The organism is Mucilaginibacter sp. (genome assembly GCF_039925265.1).
Classification (GTDB): Bacteria; Bacteroidota; Bacteroidia; order Sphingobacteriales; family Sphingobacteriaceae; genus Mucilaginibacter.
The window spans coordinates 18,466-35,109 of the sequence record NZ_JBDSZG010000033.1; the positions used below are offsets into that span (position 1 = coordinate 18,466).

The window sequence follows — 16,644 nt, forward strand, 5'->3', positions numbered from 1 at the left end:
CCCCTTCTAAACATATATCATGATGTATAATCTCTTCTTTTACATTAAAATAATCCTTAATTTCATTCACCCTAAACAATAACAACAATGGAGCATAGCAAAGTAGTCGGGGCCTGGATCAGGGTATCCACCGACATGCAGTTGGAAACCGAAAGCCCGGAACACCACATTTTACGCGCGCAGTTATATGCCGAGGCAAAAGGTTGGTACCTCAAAGAAATCTACCGGCTGGACGCGATGTCCGGCAAGACGATCATGGAATACCCTGAAACAAAACGTATGCTTGCCGATATTCGCAGTGGCCGCATCACCGGGTTGATCTTTTCGAAACTTGCACGGCTTGCCCGTAACACGAAAGAGCTATTGGATTTCGCAGAAATATTCAGGCAAGCCAATGCTGACCTCATCTCACTTGCTGAAAGCATCGATACCAGTACACCGGCAGGCCGACTCTTTTACACTGTCATCGCAGCAATGGCCCAGTGGGAACGCGAGGAGATCTCGAGCCGGGTAGCTGCATCGGTACCTATCCGAGCCCGTCTTAACAAACCGTTAGGTGGCCTGGCACCATTTGGTTATCGTTGGATTGATGGCAAACTGGTTATTGATGGAAATGAAGCTCCGATCCGCAAATTGATACATGAATTATTTATTGAGCACAAGCGCAAAGGAACAGTTGCTTCGATACTCAACAAACAGGGGCATCGGACACGCAATGGCTTGATGTTCACAGATACTTCTATCAATCGGCTATTAACTGACCCGATGGCTAAAGGGCAACGGAGAGCGAATTACACCAAGAGCATGGGCGATGGCAAACGATGGATGCGAAAACCCCAGGAAGAGTGGATCATTATGCCCTGTCCGGCTATTGTATCCGAAGAGGTCTGGAATGAGGCATATGCCATTTTGGAACGCCAGCATGTAACCAAGAAACCGGCTAAAAAACCGGTTCACTTATTCACGAACCTGATTGTTTGTAAACACTGTGGTTCTAAAATGTATATCCCTTCCAAAAGCCGCCGGTACGTTTGCGCAACCTGCCGCAAATCACGCATCGACGCGACCGATATGGAAGAAATATTTTATGGCCAATTAAAATCCTTTTTGTTGACCAAAGATCATTTAACATCTTACACATTGAAAGCGGATGAATCAATTGTCAGCAAAAAAGAGCAATGGAAAACGCAATCGATGGATTTGAAGAAAGTTCGCGAACAGATGGATAAACTGCTTGACCTGCATTTAAGCGGTGAACTACCGAAAGAAGGCTTCGGGAACCGGTACAATCCCCTTAATGAACGTGCCCAACAAATTGCAGCAGCTATTCCTCAACTTGAAAGTGAGATCGACTTTCTGAACATGCAACGGCTCAACAGCGACCACATCCAATCCGAAGCCCAAAACTTGTATGACCGTTGGCCATCTCTTACAACTGATGCCAAACGGTCCATTGTTGAGCAAATCACCGATTCCATTACCATCGGCGGGGACGAGATCCATATCAAATTCAGCTATAACCCATCACTGTTCGGAATTACCCCCGATTCCCAACGCATCATGAGTGGTGAATGGTGAGTAGAGAGTGGTTTTGAGTGGTTTTTTTCAATCCCTCCTCGGGGAGGGGTGCGGCTGCCCAGCGCGCAAAGGCAGGGAGGGGTTTAGCCGCCATGAGAGCAGCCGCTGTCACCCCGCAGCGGGGTGCGCAAAGGTTGGGTTGGTTAGCGGGTGCTTCCCGTGGGCATGCCATTATTTAAGCCGGGCTTTCTCTTGAATTAAAATTTACGCCAACAGAATTCGCAAAAAAGGTTAACACAACTTAACATAATTTCAATGTCAACTTTTTAAAAATTTGATAGTCAAGCATTTATATTTCTACAGGGTTAACATAAAATGCAAGCGCAACTTACTTATTGATTAATATTGCTCATGGCTGTACAAGGCGTGCCAATTTGTGAAAAGCAAGGGTCGTGGTGTTTGCCCCAAGCCGCTGATGGAAGCGGGCTTTACGCTGCTATCGGGTTTAGGATTGTTATGTCTGTGCCCTGAAGTGGTACGGTGATAACACCGACCACAGGCTAAATCAGGTCTTTACGAGGAACGAAGCAATCTCCCGATTAGCGAGGCCGGCAAATATGCAAAGTGGTTATCTTGCAAGCGGGTCACAGGCGAGGGCGTAAAGCAAGATCAGGGCTTTCATCGATAACTATAAAATTCCACATCGGAAGTCAATTCCATCCAGCTATCTACGTGCTTGTTTAAAATAGATTCAAATATCTGCTTTGTTCCTGGTGAGTTTAAATATATAGTTACAATATATGTATTAGTATGACTGGTTAGAGAAACATATAATTGACCGGAATACGACAATTCTTTTAAGACTGCTTCTTTTAAGACAGATAAAATCTCCTCCTGCCTTTTTGCTGTGTATATATTGTATGCGATAGCCTCACCCTTTTTCGAACTGATTGATTTTCCAGTGGAGGCGTTAGTAAGTGTATTCCTTAAAATATTGATTTCGAGTTTGTCTAACCTATCTAAAATGTAAGATAATGGTTTATCTTCAACTGTTAATTCTTTTAAAATCTTTTGCTCTTGTAGGCTATCATAAATCGGATTGGTAATATTTGTCTCATCTAACGCAGAAGATAAAAAAGATCTTAGGCTTTCTTTAGCACCTTCAACCCCATGCAGACTATTCTCATAAAATATGCATCGCTGGTCAACCAAATCGAATGGTAATTTTGTGCCGTTTTCAGCCATTATAACTACCGGCTTTTTAACGGCATGTCTGACTGCAAGTTCGTACATCACATTGGGATTAAGACCTGTCAAATTAGCTATTACCAAGTCGTCGTTGTAAAGACGTTGGATTATTTGCTTATTAATGGAACCAGGCACCGAAATATCGCTGGCAGCAACTGGGTGGTAATCAAATTCTTTCAAAACTGGTTGCATTACGGCTTTAATTAAACCGAATGCTTTTTGATTTATTTCCGAATTAGGCTCACCTATTGGAGTTACAATAAAGCAGCTTTTAGCCTCGCTGGCTTTTTCCTTTTCCTCTACGGATTTATTTTCTTTTGCCATACTAAGGGCATGTTATTGATTTAGGCAAACAAGATAGTAAACAGCCATTAAATGAGCAAATTAAGTCATGGCTTAAAAAAATATATAATTAGAGGCAGTAATGCTCCTCCACTAAGCAAAGTTCCCAACTTCGACCTAAAATAAAGCAAGCATTCTGCTGCGCGGCCCACCATCAGCTTTCGGTTTTATTAAGCTGGAAGCTTAAATCATTATGGGCCGAAGCTACGCTGCGCTAAACTTCAACCAGTGTTGAGGAACGCTTGCGGTAGCAGCAGACAGCATTGACAAAATTTTTATTGTCAAGTATTTTAACAAAATTCCTATTGTCAAGTAACTGCTTTTATTATGGTATGCAATTCAACATTTTTTTAATCACAACCACAACGAAGCCCCTTCCTAAATCGGCCTTGACCTGTTCGGAAACCACTGCACTTGCTAAAGGACAACCTTTCATAGAACAGGGCGCAGCCGGGAGTTTCTTTTGGTTACTTTTCTTTGCGGAAAAGAAAAGTAACATCCACAGGCTTAACCCAAACCGCTGCCGTTCCTAACGAAGCACTTGCCAGTTGAACAGTTGTTTGCCCCTTTGCAAATTGGCAACTCTGCCTGCCGGGGATTATTATTTTGATTTTTCTTTAAGGTATCAATGAACTCCATTCGGTCGGTTGTCTTCTTGCCTCGCAAAGGCGCGATGATGAGCATTACGGCGTTAGATGCTTCGTTCCTCAGCATGACAATGGGTACCAAAACCCGATAGCAGCGTAAAGCCGCTTCTACCTGCGGCTTGTAGCGTATAGCGGGACTGTCGTAACCTATAGAACGCTGCCCTTTCTTTTTAAAAAAAAACAAGGCCACCTCCCGGCAGCCTCATCATCTTAAATCAGATATAGTTCAATAGTTTATTTCTTTGCCGGCCTGGCGTTGGTATTTACCCTGGCGTAGATGGGGAAAATAAAGCTGAAGTCGGTTTTTATGGTGTCTTTTTTGTTGTTGTAAAGGATGCTGGCATCGCGGTGGCAGCTAATGCACGATGCATCGGCCTGCATAAAGGTCTCCAGCGTGGTGTTGCCCAAAAAGTTTGGCGCGGTTGGCCCGGGGTGAATTTCCGACTGCTCCCACTGCGTACCAATGAGCTTATAATTGGCCCAAACGGTGCCCTTAAGCTTGGCTTGCCATTGCTGGTTCACCAGTTCGGTGTAGCGGTAAACGGGGTACACGCGCATGGCCTGCGTACCAAACGAATCGCGCTTGCTTTGCTGACCGGGCGAGCCTGTGGCGTAATCGCGGGCGTAAGGCATGTTGGGCTCCCATAAGTATTGCTGGTTATCGCCTTTGATGGTATCTGCCGGGGCGTTTGGCGTACAGTTAAGGCAATCCGGGTTGTAAAACGACCATTGCCTGTCTTTCATCTGCGCCTCCTGGGTATTATCGGGGGTGTTGTCGATATGCTCAAAGGTGGTCCAGATCTGGTTAACGTGTACCTTGGCTGTTTTGCGCACAATGTGCATGCCCACCATCCCCACGGTTACGTTGGTAATGAGGAGCGGCTTGTGGTTGCGGGTGTGCAGGCTATCAATAAAAATGGTGGCCTTGCGGCAATAGTAGCGGCTGGTATCGTCGCCGGCGGCGGGCAGCAATATGCGCCAGGAGGCTTTGATCTCTATCATCCCCACGTTTTTCGCCTTCTCGTTACTCTGCGGCAGATCAATGGAGTTGTTGGTTTTAATGCCCGCGTTGTAGATACCCTGCGTGGTGGTGAGCTGGTTATCAAGCGTAAACTTGGTTTCCACCGGGTTCATTTTTATTTCGTAGAGGGCGAAGTTGAGGTTACGGTCAATCAGCGGGTGGCCGTCTGCTTCCTGGAAACCGTTCAGGTCGTTAGAATTGACAGATTTAATGGCGCCCAGGCTATGCGGCGCTTTCGAATCGAGGTAAAGGAATTTCTGCCCGCTCTTTTTAGTCTCGCCAAGGCGCAGGTTGAGCAAGGGCATACTGGTACCGAAAACCTCGGCGGGATCCTGGTAGTGCTCCCATACGCGGGGAGCGTTCACCGAATCGGTAATAGAAGTACCAATAGGCTGCCCGGCGGCGTTGGCGGGCCAGTTGAGGGCTATAAAAGTTTGCCAGGAGAAGATATCGAAAGGCGTTTGGTGCAGCGAATCGAGGAAGCTATCGTAGCCGAGGCCAAAGCTTTCGTTAACATCATAGGGGATGATGGCGCAGGGGTTATCGGCCGCGGTAGAATCGCAAAAAGCGTTTGGCAGGCTACTGGCGTTATGGCCCTGAAAGTATTTGCAGGCCAGCAGCATCCCGAAAATAACAACAACAACGAGAAATTTTTTCATAAATTAAGGATAGGTATGGCTAATTAAATTGGCTAACAGCTTTATTATCAGTAAATTTAATTAATTAAAAACCACAATAACAAGCGCGCAACCCTTAACCTGGCACAATAGTTTAAATAAGGGTTAAAAGAGTTTTTGCGCAGGGTAATTAAACGGCACAACTTACAGGAATAACTGGTAACGGTAGGGTGATTTCACCCTTTTGCTAAATAATCAATAAAAAAAGGGACTACCTCCCGGCAGCCCCTCATCGTATTTAGTTCAGATCAGTTTATTAAAATGCCGACTTATCCGCGTCGTTCTTAGCCTCAATTTTGGCGATGATGCGGCGCACCTTTTGCTGGCGGGCTGCTTCATCACCCGGGGTTTCGGCGCTGGTGAGGTCGGTTACTTCCGTTGCCACGGTGCCACGGCCATAAAAGCGGTCCTCGTTAAAATGCTCGTGCTCGTAAAAGCCTACCGCCTCGTACGGGCCTGCGCTGCCGCCTTCAAAAATATTACGGATAGCCACTTCGTTTTCGGGCGTAAGCACGCCGGGTTCGTATACCGGCAGCGTATAAAGCTGCAGGGCGCTTACATTGGGGATTATCACATCGTCGTCATTGGTGTGCAGTTCTGCCACGCCAATGGGGATCAGTACGTTGCGGTCGTCGGCTATATCGGTTCCGTTGGCCTGTAGTTCTACCACCAGGTAACGCACTGCGCGCGACTGCGGATCGAACAGCAGGTCGTCCACCTCGCCAAATTTGTAACCGTTGGTATCCAGTACGTTCCAGCCGGTAATATCCGGTTCGCCGTCCACTATCTGGTAATCGCTGTCGCTTAATAACTTAAGCCCGCCATTGTATGTTCTGTTTTCATCTTCAAAAGCCATGATCGTTGTGTTGTTAATTTTTTTAATAATAATTAGTTAGAAACCGGGAAAGCAACTATAGCCACATTCCTGTTTTGCTGCCTGCCACCTGCGGTGCTATTGCTTGCAACCGGTTCGTTTTCGCCAAGGCTTTGTACCGAAACTTTATCGGCATCCAGCCCGTTTTTGGTCAGCCAGTCTTTAACTGCGTTCGCGCGATCTGTACCCAGTTGTTTGTTGTGGGCGGCGTCGCCTTGGCTATCCGTACTGCCATAAACACCAATGGTTGCGCCTTTAAACTTGTTGTTTAACGATGCTACTATCGCCTTCAGCTTGGCGTCCGCGCTGTTGGTGAGCGTGTTTTTATCCGTTTCGAACAAGATATTATTGCCCAGGCTGTAAATGGTGTACTTATCGGTGCTACTTACATAGATGCTGGTATCGCCAATGTCGCTGTCGGTGCTGCGGGGCGAGTTAAAGTCAACGGTGCTCCAGTCGGGGCCGGTTGCCGCAAGTGCTTTCGTGGTATCGCCCGTTACGGTGCTGGTGCTATCGGTTGATGCTACTTGTTTTGAGCCGCCGCATCCTTTAAGCAGGAAAAACAATACCGCCAGTGCCACCAGGGCCAGCAGTATCCAGATCCATGGAGACGACTTTTTGGGTTCTACTTCTAAATGTGCCATTTGTTGTTAAGTTGAGTTTATATTGATTAATTCGCTTTTGTATTAATCACAACTAACAACAATTAACTATGTTTTAAATATAAATCATATTACGACAAAAACAATTTAATGAAAATGGTGTGGAGGGATTGGAAGTGGTATGATTTGAAAAGCAGGGACAGAAGCATTTAGGCCGCGGTAGCCCCGCCATACGCTTATACTGCGCAGGCCGTAGGCGCCAGGCCGGTATCCGCTGCTGTCGCGTTTAGGTGGGCCGATGATACCATGCTGCTTAGTTAAAAACTCAACGTGTTTCAGGCCAGGTTTACGCTAAATTACCCACCATCTATACTATTTCCTGCAAATAAAACCTGGTCAAACCCAAGCAAAAACCTGATCAGTATCACTAATAACATTTTGATAATCAAAAAAATAACATTAGGTTTGATCACCTTCCCTTTTTAGAATATACTATTCTTAACCCCTACTAATTTCTTACCCGTATGCTTTTAGCAGAACCTCATCATATTATTGCCATTGGCGCATCTGCGGGTGGTATGGATGAAATTAATTCTTTTTTCGATCATACCCCCCTGGATGGTGTTTCTTATGTTATCGTTCAGCACCTCTCATCAGATTTTAAGAGCCGTATGGTGGAGTTGCTGGCCCGCCACAGTAAACTTGTAGTAAAAGAGGCCGAAAACGAAATGGTTGTTAAATGCAACGAGGTGTACCTTATCCCCCACAATAAATTCATGACCATTAACGATGGCAGCCTGTATTTAAGCGATAAACAGGACGTTAAGGGCCCGCATTTAACCATCAACCATTTTTTCGCATCGCTTGCAGCAGATTGTGGTAAAAAAGCGATAGGCATTATCCTGTCGGGTTTGGGCAGCGATGGTACCGAAGGTATTAAGGCTATTAAAAAGGGCGGCGGTATGGTAATAGCCCGTAACCCGGCAACGTCCGAATTTGGCAGTATGCCATCGAGCGCCATTGCCACGGGCCTGGTAGACCTGGTATTGGAGCCCGCTTTGATGCCCGCCGCTATAGAAGATTACGTAAAAAATGCCGGAGACCTTTTAGCAGATGATAAAGACGACGAAAAAAACCTGAAAGCTATTATCGACCTGATCAAAGAAAATTCACCGCTCGATTTTTCCGACTACAAACAAACCACCATCCTCCGCCGAACAAAAAGGAGGGCATCCTACGGCAATTTCACCTCGCTGGCCAATTACCTCAATTTCCTTAAAGCAACACCCGCTGAAGTAGACGCGCTCTCCAAAGATTTTCTGATCAGCGTAACATCTTTCTTCAGGGATAAGGAAGCTTTTGAATTTATACAAAAGGATGTATTACCCGTTATACTGCAAAAACTGGCACCCGGCGAAGAATTAAAGTTATGGGTTGCAGGCTGCGCCACGGGCGAGGAGGTATACTCTATGGCCATATTAATTGCCGAACTGCTGAAAGATGAATATGAGGACCTGGTAGTGAAGATATTTGCTACAGATATTGACAGCGCTGCTTTATCACACGCCGGCAAGGGGTTGTATAATGCAAGCATTGCCAAAGATGTATCCGCCGCGCGGCTGGAGAGGTATTTTCTTAAAGAAGGGGATAGTTTCCGTGTTAACCCCGTTATCCGTAAGATGGTGATCTTCGCCCAGCACGACCTGGTAAAAAACCCGCCTTATTGCAACATGCACTTCATCAGCTGCCGCAACCTGCTCATTTATATGACATCGGTACTGCAGAAGAAAATATTCACCATGTTGCTTTTCGGGCTCAAAAAGGATGGATACCTGTTCCTGGGTACCAGCGAAAACCCTATGCCTATACTTAAAACGCTGGAAGTGGTCCATAAAAAGTGGAAGATCTACCGTAACCTCGAAAACAAGCGGACGGTAACATTTGATGCTTATTCGCTCCCCGAATTGTCAGATACCAAACGCCCCCCCTTCCGCTCGGCTACAGAAGGATTGACAAAAAATGCCCACCCTGCATTGGCCGACGCCATGCACGCGGGTTTGGCCACAGAATTTGATTACCTGGCCATTTGCGTTAACGAAAGCAACCAGGTGATAAGCGCCTATGGCGATACTACCAAATACCTGCTGCAAAAACACTTTACATCAAACCTGGTGGAATTACTGCCAAAACCACTTGCGGTAGCGTACAATACACTAATTACCAGCGTACTTAAAAACAGCGACCGAGCCGAAGCGGAAGGTATCAAAATTAAACTGGGCGAGCACGTTTTTAAAGTAAACCTATGCGTAAGCTTGCTGGAGGCAAACGGCGAACATAAACTGTTGATGGTTACTTTTACCAAAAACAAAACCCGCGCAACAAAAGCAGAAAGCGCTTACGATGAACATATTTACCTGGATAAATACACCAAAAACCTCGAAGCGGAACTAAAGGAATTAAAAGATAAACTTAATTTATCTTACGAGAAGCTTGATGCTTCTAACGAAAACATGCAATCCTTTAACGAAGAGCTGGTATCTGCCAATGAGGAAATGCAGAGCACCAACGAAGAAATGCAATCTGTAAACGAGGAATTGCATACCATCAATGCCGATTACCAGTTAAAAAACAAAGAGCTGCTGGAAATTAACGACGACCTGAACAATTACTTCAGGAGCAATATAAACGGCCAGTTATTTATTAACAACGACCTGCAATTGATGCGGTTTTCGCCGGGCACAGTGAAACAGATAAACCTGTTGGAAAGCGATATAGGAAGGCCCCTCAGCAATATATCCACCAATATCAAATTCGAAACCATAATTGACGATATTAAACAGGTGCTGCACAATGGCAGTGTAATTACCAAAGAAATTGAAACCAATAACGGCAAGTGGTACCAGATCATGACCATGCCTTACGTGCAGCAGGCAACCAACCGAAACAAGGGAGCCATTATAACCTTTAATGATATAACAGAATTAAAGCACACACAACTGGAAATTGATAAAAAGAATAAAACCTTACTCCGCATCAATACCGATCTGGACCATTTTATACACGCGGCATCGCACGATCTGTTAGCGCCGTTGAGCAATATCGAAACCAGCATCAACATCATGAATAAGGTAACCTTGACAGATAAAAAGCTGATGGATTTTTTGAACATCATTAATAGTTCTGTAAAAAAATTCCGCGAGTTGATAACAGATATTGCAACCATTGCCAAAGTGGAAAACGATATGTTAGCGACGGAGATGATTGACCTTGATGAGATCATTAACAATATAGAATGGAGCCTGGAAAATAAGATAACCGCATCGGGCGCTACAATAACCAGGAACCTGGGCGTTAAGCAGATACTTTTTTCTAAAAAGAATTTAAGAAGTATAGTATATAACCTCGTTTCAAATGCAATAAAGTTTAAAAGCGAAAACACACCGGTAATTACAATTGCTACCAGCCAGGAGGGCGACCATGTGGTACTCTCGGTAAAAGATAATGGAAGAGGTATCCCCAAAGGCGGTATCGATAAAATTTTTAATATGTATGGCCGCTTAAACCAGGATGTGGAAGGACACGGCATCGGGCTTTACCTGGCCAAAAAAATAGTGAATGCTGCCGGAGGTAAAATTGTTGTCGAAAGCGAGCCGGGGGTTGGGTCGGAGTTTATGATCCACTTAAAAATGGAGGCTGAGGTTTTAGCAATTACCCCTTTCTTAAATTAAGTCTTTAACAAAAATTTAAATATTGGCATAAGATGCTGCCTGTGGAGCTATAATAGCGCTACAGGCAGCACAATATCATCCACCCTAATTTATGCGCAACAGAATACTTGTTTTGGATGATGATAATGATGTTTTAACCATTCTATCGTTTCTTTTGGACGACAGCGGCTACGATGTAAAAGCGTTAAACGATGCCAACACCATATTTGAAGATATACAAACCTTTAAGCCCGACCTTATTTTAATAGATGTTGTACTTAAGGACGTAGACGGCCGTGCAGTTTGCAAAGAAGTTAAAGAGAACCTACGTACTGGCTTTTTGCCAACTATACTAATGTCGGGAACGCACCACTTCATCGAGTCGCTACAGCTACCCTGTGCAGCCGACGATTTTATAGATAAACCTTTTGACATCTCTAACTTGCTTAACAGCATCCAAAAACACTTATCGCCCAGGGTGGCGTATTAGCACAATCGCGGGGCCTGTTAGCAACCGGCAACATTGTTCGCCTTTTTCGGTGTAATATGGGTGTTACTTACTTCCTTAAAATTTTCTCCATTGTTTTTCCTTTTGCCAATTCGTCAACCAACTTATCCAGGTAACGGACCTTCTGCATCATCGGGTCTTCAATTTCCTCCACGCGGTAACCGCAAATTACGCCTGTAATTTTTCCTATGTTCGGGTTCATTTGCGGCGCTTCGGCAAAAAAGGATTCGAAATTGGTTTTATCGTCAATGAGTTGCTGCAGCGATTGCTCGTTGTAGCCGGTGAGCCAGAATATAATTTGATCCACTTCGGCCTTAGTGCGCCCTTTCCGCTCCGCTTTATTTATATAAAGTGGATAAACACCCGCGAAAATCATTTTGTAAACCCTTGCATTATCCATTTTGCTGTTATTGATAGCCTACTGTTGAGTACAGACGCATAAAGTTACAAAATGAAATTTATGTGGGCTAAAAGGAATGGTTTTTGGAATGCGTGCTGTACACTTTCCATACGGGATAGAAGTCGAGGACGCCTGCGGCAGCGATCTGCTTGAGGTAGCCCTGAAATTTCCATCACACCACCACCCCACCCCATCTAAACCCGATTGTACGGAAAGCCCGCGTCTATCAGCGGCTTGGAGGGAAAGCGGGGCTACCGCAGCCTAAGCACCACTGCAATTGCTTTTCAAACCCTTCTTTTAATAATAGGCCTCCGTGCTGGCTACCAAATTCAGTATCTCCAGCTTGGGTTCTACCTCCAGGTCGCTGGCCGAAAGTTCGTCGGCAAATTTCTTGAAGGAGGCGAGGTGTTGTAGGATTTGGTGGGCTTCCTCGCTTTCCAGCTGGTCGAAATGCATAAAGGTTTTGCCATCGGGCAGCAGCCAGGCTCCGTATTTGATGCCGGGGTGGTTCAGGGTTTTCAGTTCGGCCACAACGGCGGCTATATTCTGCTCATTTATGGGCGCGTATTCGGGCCGGGTGGTGTATTGCACGCGTACAACTTTCATGGTAATTGGGGTTAAAGGGTTATTACAATAATACCAAATTGCACCCGGCACGGCAAGGGGCTAAACTGCCATAAACACCCGCTTTTTACGACAAAAAAAGGTGTAAAAACGCAAATTTTCGTAAGTGTTTTAGCGGGGTATCCAAGTCCGTCCAACGCATCTAATCTTTTAAACCGGGCACATTGTACAAAACCTCTGCAGTGCGCACCAAGCTATAATCTCAGCGTTTTACAATATAATCGTACCAAACGTACAACTGGTCGAAAAGCGGACCGGCGGTAAATTCCTTGCCTTTGGAGGTCACCATGCGCACAAATCCCTGCTCGTTATCGGCTATCACTTCGTCTATTTCCGCAGGTAGTTTATCCTGCTGAAACCGGAAACGCACCTTTATTTTGTCCTGTTTACGCTCTACCTCGCTTTGGGCGGGTACCAGGAAGGTTTCGCCGCCCTTGTAAAAAGAGATATGCCGGTTCTCTGATAAACTCATATAGTGTAAAGCGAATTGCATAACGTAAAGTAACGCAAACCGTCAATGCTGATACAGGGTAGAAGCACCCTATTTCCGGTGTTTTTTCACCCTGTCTTTTTAGCTAAAAGCGTATATTGCCGGCAAATTATAAACAACCCTGTATGAAAAGACGCTCGTTTGTTAAGTCGGCCCTGGTAAGTGGTGCCGCTGCTGCCATTATACCTGCCGCGGCCATGGCTGCCGATACCGATAACCCACCGACTCATGGTACAGACTACTACGAATTGCGCACCTACACGCTAAAGAACGCCGCCCAGCAAAAACTGGTGGAAGATTACTTTCAGTACGCCGCCATCCCCGCTCTCAACCGCATCGGCATCCGCCATGTAGGTGTATTTACCGAGCTAAAACCCGAAGGGCAAACCAAAATATTTGTGCTCACCACTTACAATGGCCTGGCTCATTTAAGCCACATAGCCGATAATATTGGCAAGGATGCCGAATGGAAAAAACAAGGCGCCGCGTACCTTAATGCACCTGCCTCTGCACCGGCTTATGAGCGGATAGAAAGCTCATTGATGAAAGCCTTTAAGCATAGTCCGTTATTGGAAGCTCCGCCAAAAACCACGCGGATATTTGAGTTACGCCAGTACCAGAGCGCCAGCGAAGCCGCCGGTAAAAAGAAGATTGAAATGTTTAACGACCAGGGCGAGATAGATATATTTAAACGCCTCGGCTTTAAACCCGTTTTTTGGGGCGAAACCATCATCGGTCCGCTGCGGCCAAACCCTTACCTATATGGTAACCTTTGATGACCTGGCCGCTAAGGATGCACACTGGAAAGCCTTTGGGGGTGACCCTCAATGGAAAAAAATAAGCTCGGTGCCCGAATATGCGGATGCCCTGCTGGTGAACAAAATAACATCGACCATGCTGGTACCAACGGCTTACTCGCAGATATAACCGGGGAATTGAATTACAGGCGAACTGTTATTTTGGTAGCTTTGCAGCATACAACAACATAAATACCCATGCAAGACCCATTTGACATATTAGTGAATGGAATAGTTTATTCCGTATTCCCCGAGGAGGATAACGTTTACACCATTTTTAAAGCCGGGGTGGAATTTGGCAAGATAGAAAAAGACACCGAAAACCATTGGCTGAAGCTAAACCCCGAAACCGAAATGCCCATGTTTGATAACGACACCGAAACCAACCAGATTGGCCAGGCTATTAGCAACCATGTACCCGAGGAAGAAGACGAGGATGAGGAGTTTGAATAGCAAAAAATATAAAACGCAAAAAGCGGCTGTATCAAAGCAGCTTGCCCAAAAGACAAAGAACACCTATTGCGCTAATATCTCCTTTTGGCTTTCGTGTATTTTTAACCGCAAAAATAGTTAACAGCAACAACATTGGTGGTGACACAATATTGACACCATTAGGCAATTTTTAAATTGCTGATTATGAGTTTCTTACAAATGTTCACGGTGTTCATATGTGTTGGCGTGAACACTAAATTGTTTTTTTGGCGATTTATAGGCAGCCAAAAAACAAAAAGTGGCTGTATCAAAATCAATAGGTTACAGCCACTTTTTTATTTCACTATCTTCTTCACCCCTTCGCTGGTCATTACCACGCGCTTGATGCTGCCATCCTTATTGTAATACAGGTTGTCTATACAAACCGAGCGGTGGTAACTCCCCGCATCTGCCGCCAGCGCGCCGGTATGGTATATAAAGTACGATCTTCCTTTAAAATCAATAATAGCCTGGTGGTTGGTGTTTGAATTGCCCGCCAGTTCGTTAATAATGCCTTTGTACACCCAGGGGCCATTAATACTGCGGCTCATGGCATAGGCTATTTTCTCGGGAAACTCATAAGCATACGATAAATAATACCAGCCATTGCGATAATGGATCCACGGAGCCTCGGTGAAATGAGGCAGGGTAATGGTTTGGATGGGGCCGTCCAGCTCGGTCATATTGGTTTTTAGTTTGGCATAATAGCAAATGCCGTTACCCCAAAACAGGTAGGCCTGCCCGTCCTTATCGATGATAACCGATGGGTCGATATCGTCCCAGGAATGTTTTACGGCCTTGGTCATATCGTTGGTTACTATCGCGCTGCCGCGTGCATCTTTAAACGGGCCTAATGGGTTATCGGCAACTGCTACCCCTATCGCCTTACCGGGTATGGTGGCGTGCTCTACGGCTACGTACCAGTAAAATTTACCGTTACGTTCTATCACCTGTGATGCCCACGCGTCGTCCTTCGCCCAGCTAAAATCTTTAACATTCATGGGCGACGGGTGCTCCGTCCAGGTGTTCATATCGGTAGTGGTAAAGCTTGCCCACTGGTGCATTACATAATTGCTTTTGCCGGTCGGCGCTTCGTCCACCCCGGTATACAGGTACACTTTTCCTTTGTACACCATTGCCGCAGGGTCGGCAGTAAATTTATGCCGGATGATGGGGTTACCTTCCGCACGGAAAACGGTATCCTGCGCATTCGCCACATCAAACAGGCAGCAAGCTGCTAACGCCAATAAGTATTTTTTGTTGAGCATATTGTTATTTCTTAATTGTCAATTCATTTTTATCAATCTCCGGCCAGCCATCTACCCAATTCAACTTAGTTAGGCGAAGCTTGGAGACGCCTTTAGCTGCTGCATCGTACCCGTGGAACACAATATAGTCGGCACCATCAAATTCACCTATGCCGTTGTGGCCCACGCCGTACCAATCCTTATCTCCTTCCAGCAAAATACTCCCGCCACCCTTGTTCATAGCTATGCCATCTTTATCCAGGAAAGGGCCCTTGATATTTTTAGCACGGCCAATGATCATTTTATAGGTACTCTTCGGCCCTTTGCAGCAGTAATCTATAGATGCGAACAGGTAGTAATATTTATCGTGCTTAAATATAAATGGCGCTTCAATCGCATTGCCGCCGGCATCAACCGGGTTACCATCTACCGATGGCGGGTTTTCTGCCGATGGGGCTTTTTTCCGGGTGGCTATGGTGGGTATCGCTGCAAGATCTTCGGCAACGCTCATCCTGTCTTTATTCAGCTTAACCAGTTTCAGCCCATCCCAAAAAGAGCCGAAGGCCAGGTAGGGTGTACCTTTGTCATCGGTAATTAAGTTTGGGTCGATGGCGTTCCAGTTGGTTTGATTTGGGATAGAACGGATGATCTGCCCATGGTCCACCCATTTATAAGCCGGGTTATTGGGATGCAGCGTAGTATTGGTGGCCAGCCCGATAGCTGATGTATTCTTCCCGAAGGCTGACACCGAATAGAACAGGTAATAGGTGCCTTTGTAGTATGAAATATCGGGCGCCCAAATGTGGTTGTTAAATGCCGGCAAAAAATCCAGCACCCATTGCGGCGCGGCGGCAAATATTTGCTTTTCGCGTTTCCAATGCACCTTATCGGTGCTCGACCAGTTGCTGATTCCCATCCCCGTGCAAAAAATGTAATAAACGCTATCCTGTTTAATAATTACCGGGTCGTGTACGGAAATATCCGTCTTCAATTGCTGGGCTTGTATGTGGAAGCCCAGGAACAGGATGAAGAAGGTTAGCAATATTTTTTTGAACATTGGATATTTGAATAACCTGTTTGCAATACTTGATTTTCCGATGTGTTATCGGTACGGCGGCGAACCCGCCCCTGCCACTACACTCCCCGGCGCTCACCTCTCCCAAGGAATATAGCCCATTAAAAGGCAGCATATTCGATTTTTAAACCCTTTTATGAATCGCTTCAATTGGGAATTAGGGTTAACATAACTTAACACAATTTCAAAAAGTATTTTTTAAATTCCTGATAATCAATTGAATAAAAAAATACAGGGTTAACGTATTTTTTCCCGTAATAGTGTCACTGACCCGTCCTGAAATAGCTATACAGATTTTGAGTAAATCCTGTAAAACCTATACCTTATAGCTTATTAATCCTAAAGGAACTATACAGGTCTTTTTTTTAAAGATAATCAATAATTGACTTGTTGTTT

General features: G+C 45.4%; 16 protein-coding genes. 6 read left to right on the forward strand and 10 right to left on the reverse strand.

Annotated features, from left to right (window positions below):
• Nucleotides 1-87: 87 nt before the first annotated feature.
• Entirely contained in the window at nt 88-1,578 is a 1,491-nt protein-coding gene (locus ABIX36_RS15390) for a recombinase family protein (protein ID WP_348083053.1), read from the forward strand.
• A gap of 618 nt (nt 1,579-2,196) precedes the next feature.
• Here ABIX36_RS15390 and ABIX36_RS15395 read toward each other — a convergent pair.
• The 5 genes from ABIX36_RS15395 to ABIX36_RS15415 all read right to left on the reverse strand — a co-directional run bounded on the left by ABIX36_RS15395 (nt 2,197) and on the right by ABIX36_RS15415 (nt 6,971).
• Nucleotides 2,197-3,090, reverse strand: coding sequence for a hypothetical protein (locus ABIX36_RS15395; protein ID WP_348083054.1), 894 nt, complete (start codon nt 3,088-3,090; stop codon nt 2,197-2,199).
• A gap of 525 nt (nt 3,091-3,615) precedes the next feature.
• Nucleotides 3,616-3,945, reverse strand: coding sequence for a hypothetical protein (locus ABIX36_RS15400; protein ID WP_348083055.1), 330 nt, complete (start codon nt 3,943-3,945; stop codon nt 3,616-3,618).
• A gap of 44 nt (nt 3,946-3,989) precedes the next feature.
• Nucleotides 3,990-5,435 (reverse strand): hypothetical protein, encoded by a 1,446-nt coding sequence (locus ABIX36_RS15405; protein ID WP_348083056.1) that lies wholly within the window; start codon nt 5,433-5,435, stop codon nt 3,990-3,992.
• A 274-nt stretch (nt 5,436-5,709) separates the two neighbouring features.
• Nucleotides 5,710-6,309: a PRC-barrel domain-containing protein gene (locus tag ABIX36_RS15410; RefSeq protein ID WP_348083057.1), complete on the reverse strand. Its 600-nt coding sequence runs from the start codon at nt 6,307-6,309 to the stop codon at nt 5,710-5,712.
• A 32-nt stretch (nt 6,310-6,341) separates the two neighbouring features.
• On the reverse strand, nt 6,342-6,971 hold the full coding sequence (locus ABIX36_RS15415; RefSeq protein ID WP_348083058.1) for an OmpA family protein: 630 nt from the start codon (nt 6,969-6,971) through the stop codon (nt 6,342-6,344).
• Nucleotides 6,972-7,453: 482 nt separating this feature from the next.
• Here ABIX36_RS15415 and ABIX36_RS15420 point away from each other — a divergent pair, with 482 nt between their 5' ends.
• Both ABIX36_RS15420 and ABIX36_RS15425 read left to right on the forward strand, forming a co-directional pair.
• Complete coding sequence (locus ABIX36_RS15420) at nt 7,454-10,657, forward strand: chemotaxis protein CheB (RefSeq protein ID WP_348083059.1); 3,204 nt, start codon at nt 7,454-7,456, stop codon at nt 10,655-10,657.
• Nucleotides 10,658-10,748: 91 nt separating this feature from the next.
• Entirely contained in the window at nt 10,749-11,126 is a 378-nt protein-coding gene (locus tag ABIX36_RS15425) for a response regulator (protein ID WP_348083060.1), read from the forward strand.
• Between the two features lie 67 nt (nt 11,127-11,193).
• Here ABIX36_RS15425 and ABIX36_RS15430 read toward each other — a convergent pair whose 3' ends face one another.
• The 3 genes from ABIX36_RS15430 to ABIX36_RS15440 form a co-directional block, all read right to left on the reverse strand.
• Entirely contained in the window at nt 11,194-11,544 is a 351-nt protein-coding gene (locus ABIX36_RS15430; RefSeq protein WP_348083061.1) for a DUF2200 domain-containing protein, read from the reverse strand.
• A gap of 297 nt (nt 11,545-11,841) precedes the next feature.
• Nucleotides 11,842-12,150, reverse strand: a complete 309-nt coding sequence (locus tag ABIX36_RS15435; protein WP_348083062.1) for a hypothetical protein — start codon at nt 12,148-12,150, stop codon at nt 11,842-11,844.
• Between the two features lie 220 nt (nt 12,151-12,370).
• The gene (locus tag ABIX36_RS15440) at nt 12,371-12,640 is read right to left on the reverse strand and encodes a hypothetical protein (RefSeq protein ID WP_348083063.1); all 270 of its coding nucleotides are present in this window, start codon (nt 12,638-12,640) and stop codon (nt 12,371-12,373) included.
• Between the two features lie 143 nt (nt 12,641-12,783).
• On the opposite strand from ABIX36_RS15440, the gene ABIX36_RS15445 reads away from it, so the two are divergent.
• The 3 genes from ABIX36_RS15445 (at nt 12,784) to ABIX36_RS15455 (ending at nt 13,908) form a co-directional block, all read left to right on the forward strand.
• On the forward strand, nt 12,784-13,434 hold the full coding sequence (locus ABIX36_RS15445) for an NIPSNAP family protein (protein WP_348083064.1): 651 nt from the start codon (nt 12,784-12,786) through the stop codon (nt 13,432-13,434).
• Nucleotides 13,421-13,585, forward strand: a complete 165-nt coding sequence (locus ABIX36_RS15450; protein WP_348083065.1) for an NIPSNAP family protein — start codon at nt 13,421-13,423, stop codon at nt 13,583-13,585. Before ABIX36_RS15445 ends, ABIX36_RS15450 begins: the two co-directional genes overlap by 14 nt.
• Before the next feature lie 68 nt (nt 13,586-13,653).
• Nucleotides 13,654-13,908, forward strand: a complete 255-nt coding sequence (locus tag ABIX36_RS15455) for a hypothetical protein (protein WP_348083066.1) — start codon at nt 13,654-13,656, stop codon at nt 13,906-13,908.
• 314 nt (nt 13,909-14,222) lie between these two features.
• Here the strand turns inward: ABIX36_RS15455 and ABIX36_RS15460 are convergent, their stop codons facing one another.
• Both ABIX36_RS15460 and ABIX36_RS15465 read right to left on the reverse strand, forming a co-directional pair.
• On the reverse strand, nt 14,223-15,194 hold the full coding sequence (locus ABIX36_RS15460) for a glycoside hydrolase family 43 protein (protein WP_348083067.1): 972 nt from the start codon (nt 15,192-15,194) through the stop codon (nt 14,223-14,225).
• 4 nt (nt 15,195-15,198) lie between these two features.
• Nucleotides 15,199-16,230: a family 43 glycosylhydrolase gene (locus ABIX36_RS15465; RefSeq protein ID WP_348083068.1), complete on the reverse strand. Its 1,032-nt coding sequence runs from the start codon at nt 16,228-16,230 to the stop codon at nt 15,199-15,201.
• Nucleotides 16,231-16,644 lie beyond the last annotated feature (414 nt).

Excerpts from the sequence above, each read along its gene's own strand:
- ABIX36_RS15430 (WP_348083061.1), bottom strand. The coding sequence starts at position 11,544 with ATGGATAATGCAAGGGTTTACAAAATGATTTTCGCGGGTGTTTATCCA.
- ABIX36_RS15455 (WP_348083066.1), top strand. The coding sequence starts at position 13,654 with ATGCAAGACCCATTTGACATATTAGTGAATGGAATAGTTTATTCCGTA.
- ABIX36_RS15450 (WP_348083065.1), top strand. The coding sequence starts at position 13,421 with ATGGTAACCTTTGATGACCTGGCCGCTAAGGATGCACACTGGAAAGCC.
- ABIX36_RS15465 (WP_348083068.1), bottom strand. The coding sequence starts at position 16,230 with ATGTTCAAAAAAATATTGCTAACCTTCTTCATCCTGTTCCTGGGCTTC.
- ABIX36_RS15410 (WP_348083057.1), bottom strand. The coding sequence starts at position 6,309 with ATGGCTTTTGAAGATGAAAACAGAACATACAATGGCGGGCTTAAGTTA.
- ABIX36_RS15445 (WP_348083064.1), top strand. The coding sequence starts at position 12,784 with ATGAAAAGACGCTCGTTTGTTAAGTCGGCCCTGGTAAGTGGTGCCGCT.
- ABIX36_RS15460 (WP_348083067.1), bottom strand. The coding sequence starts at position 15,194 with ATGCTCAACAAAAAATACTTATTGGCGTTAGCAGCTTGCTGCCTGTTT.
- ABIX36_RS15440 (WP_348083063.1), bottom strand. The coding sequence starts at position 12,640 with ATGAGTTTATCAGAGAACCGGCATATCTCTTTTTACAAGGGCGGCGAA.
- ABIX36_RS15425 (WP_348083060.1), top strand. The coding sequence starts at position 10,749 with ATGCGCAACAGAATACTTGTTTTGGATGATGATAATGATGTTTTAACC.
- ABIX36_RS15415 (WP_348083058.1), bottom strand. The coding sequence starts at position 6,971 with ATGGCACATTTAGAAGTAGAACCCAAAAAGTCGTCTCCATGGATCTGG.
- ABIX36_RS15405 (WP_348083056.1), bottom strand. The coding sequence starts at position 5,435 with ATGAAAAAATTTCTCGTTGTTGTTGTTATTTTCGGGATGCTGCTGGCC.
- ABIX36_RS15390 (WP_348083053.1), top strand. The coding sequence starts at position 88 with ATGGAGCATAGCAAAGTAGTCGGGGCCTGGATCAGGGTATCCACCGAC.
- ABIX36_RS15435 (WP_348083062.1), bottom strand. The coding sequence starts at position 12,150 with ATGAAAGTTGTACGCGTGCAATACACCACCCGGCCCGAATACGCGCCC.
- ABIX36_RS15420 (WP_348083059.1), top strand. The coding sequence starts at position 7,454 with ATGCTTTTAGCAGAACCTCATCATATTATTGCCATTGGCGCATCTGCG.
- ABIX36_RS15395 (WP_348083054.1), bottom strand. The coding sequence starts at position 3,090 with ATGGCAAAAGAAAATAAATCCGTAGAGGAAAAGGAAAAAGCCAGCGAG.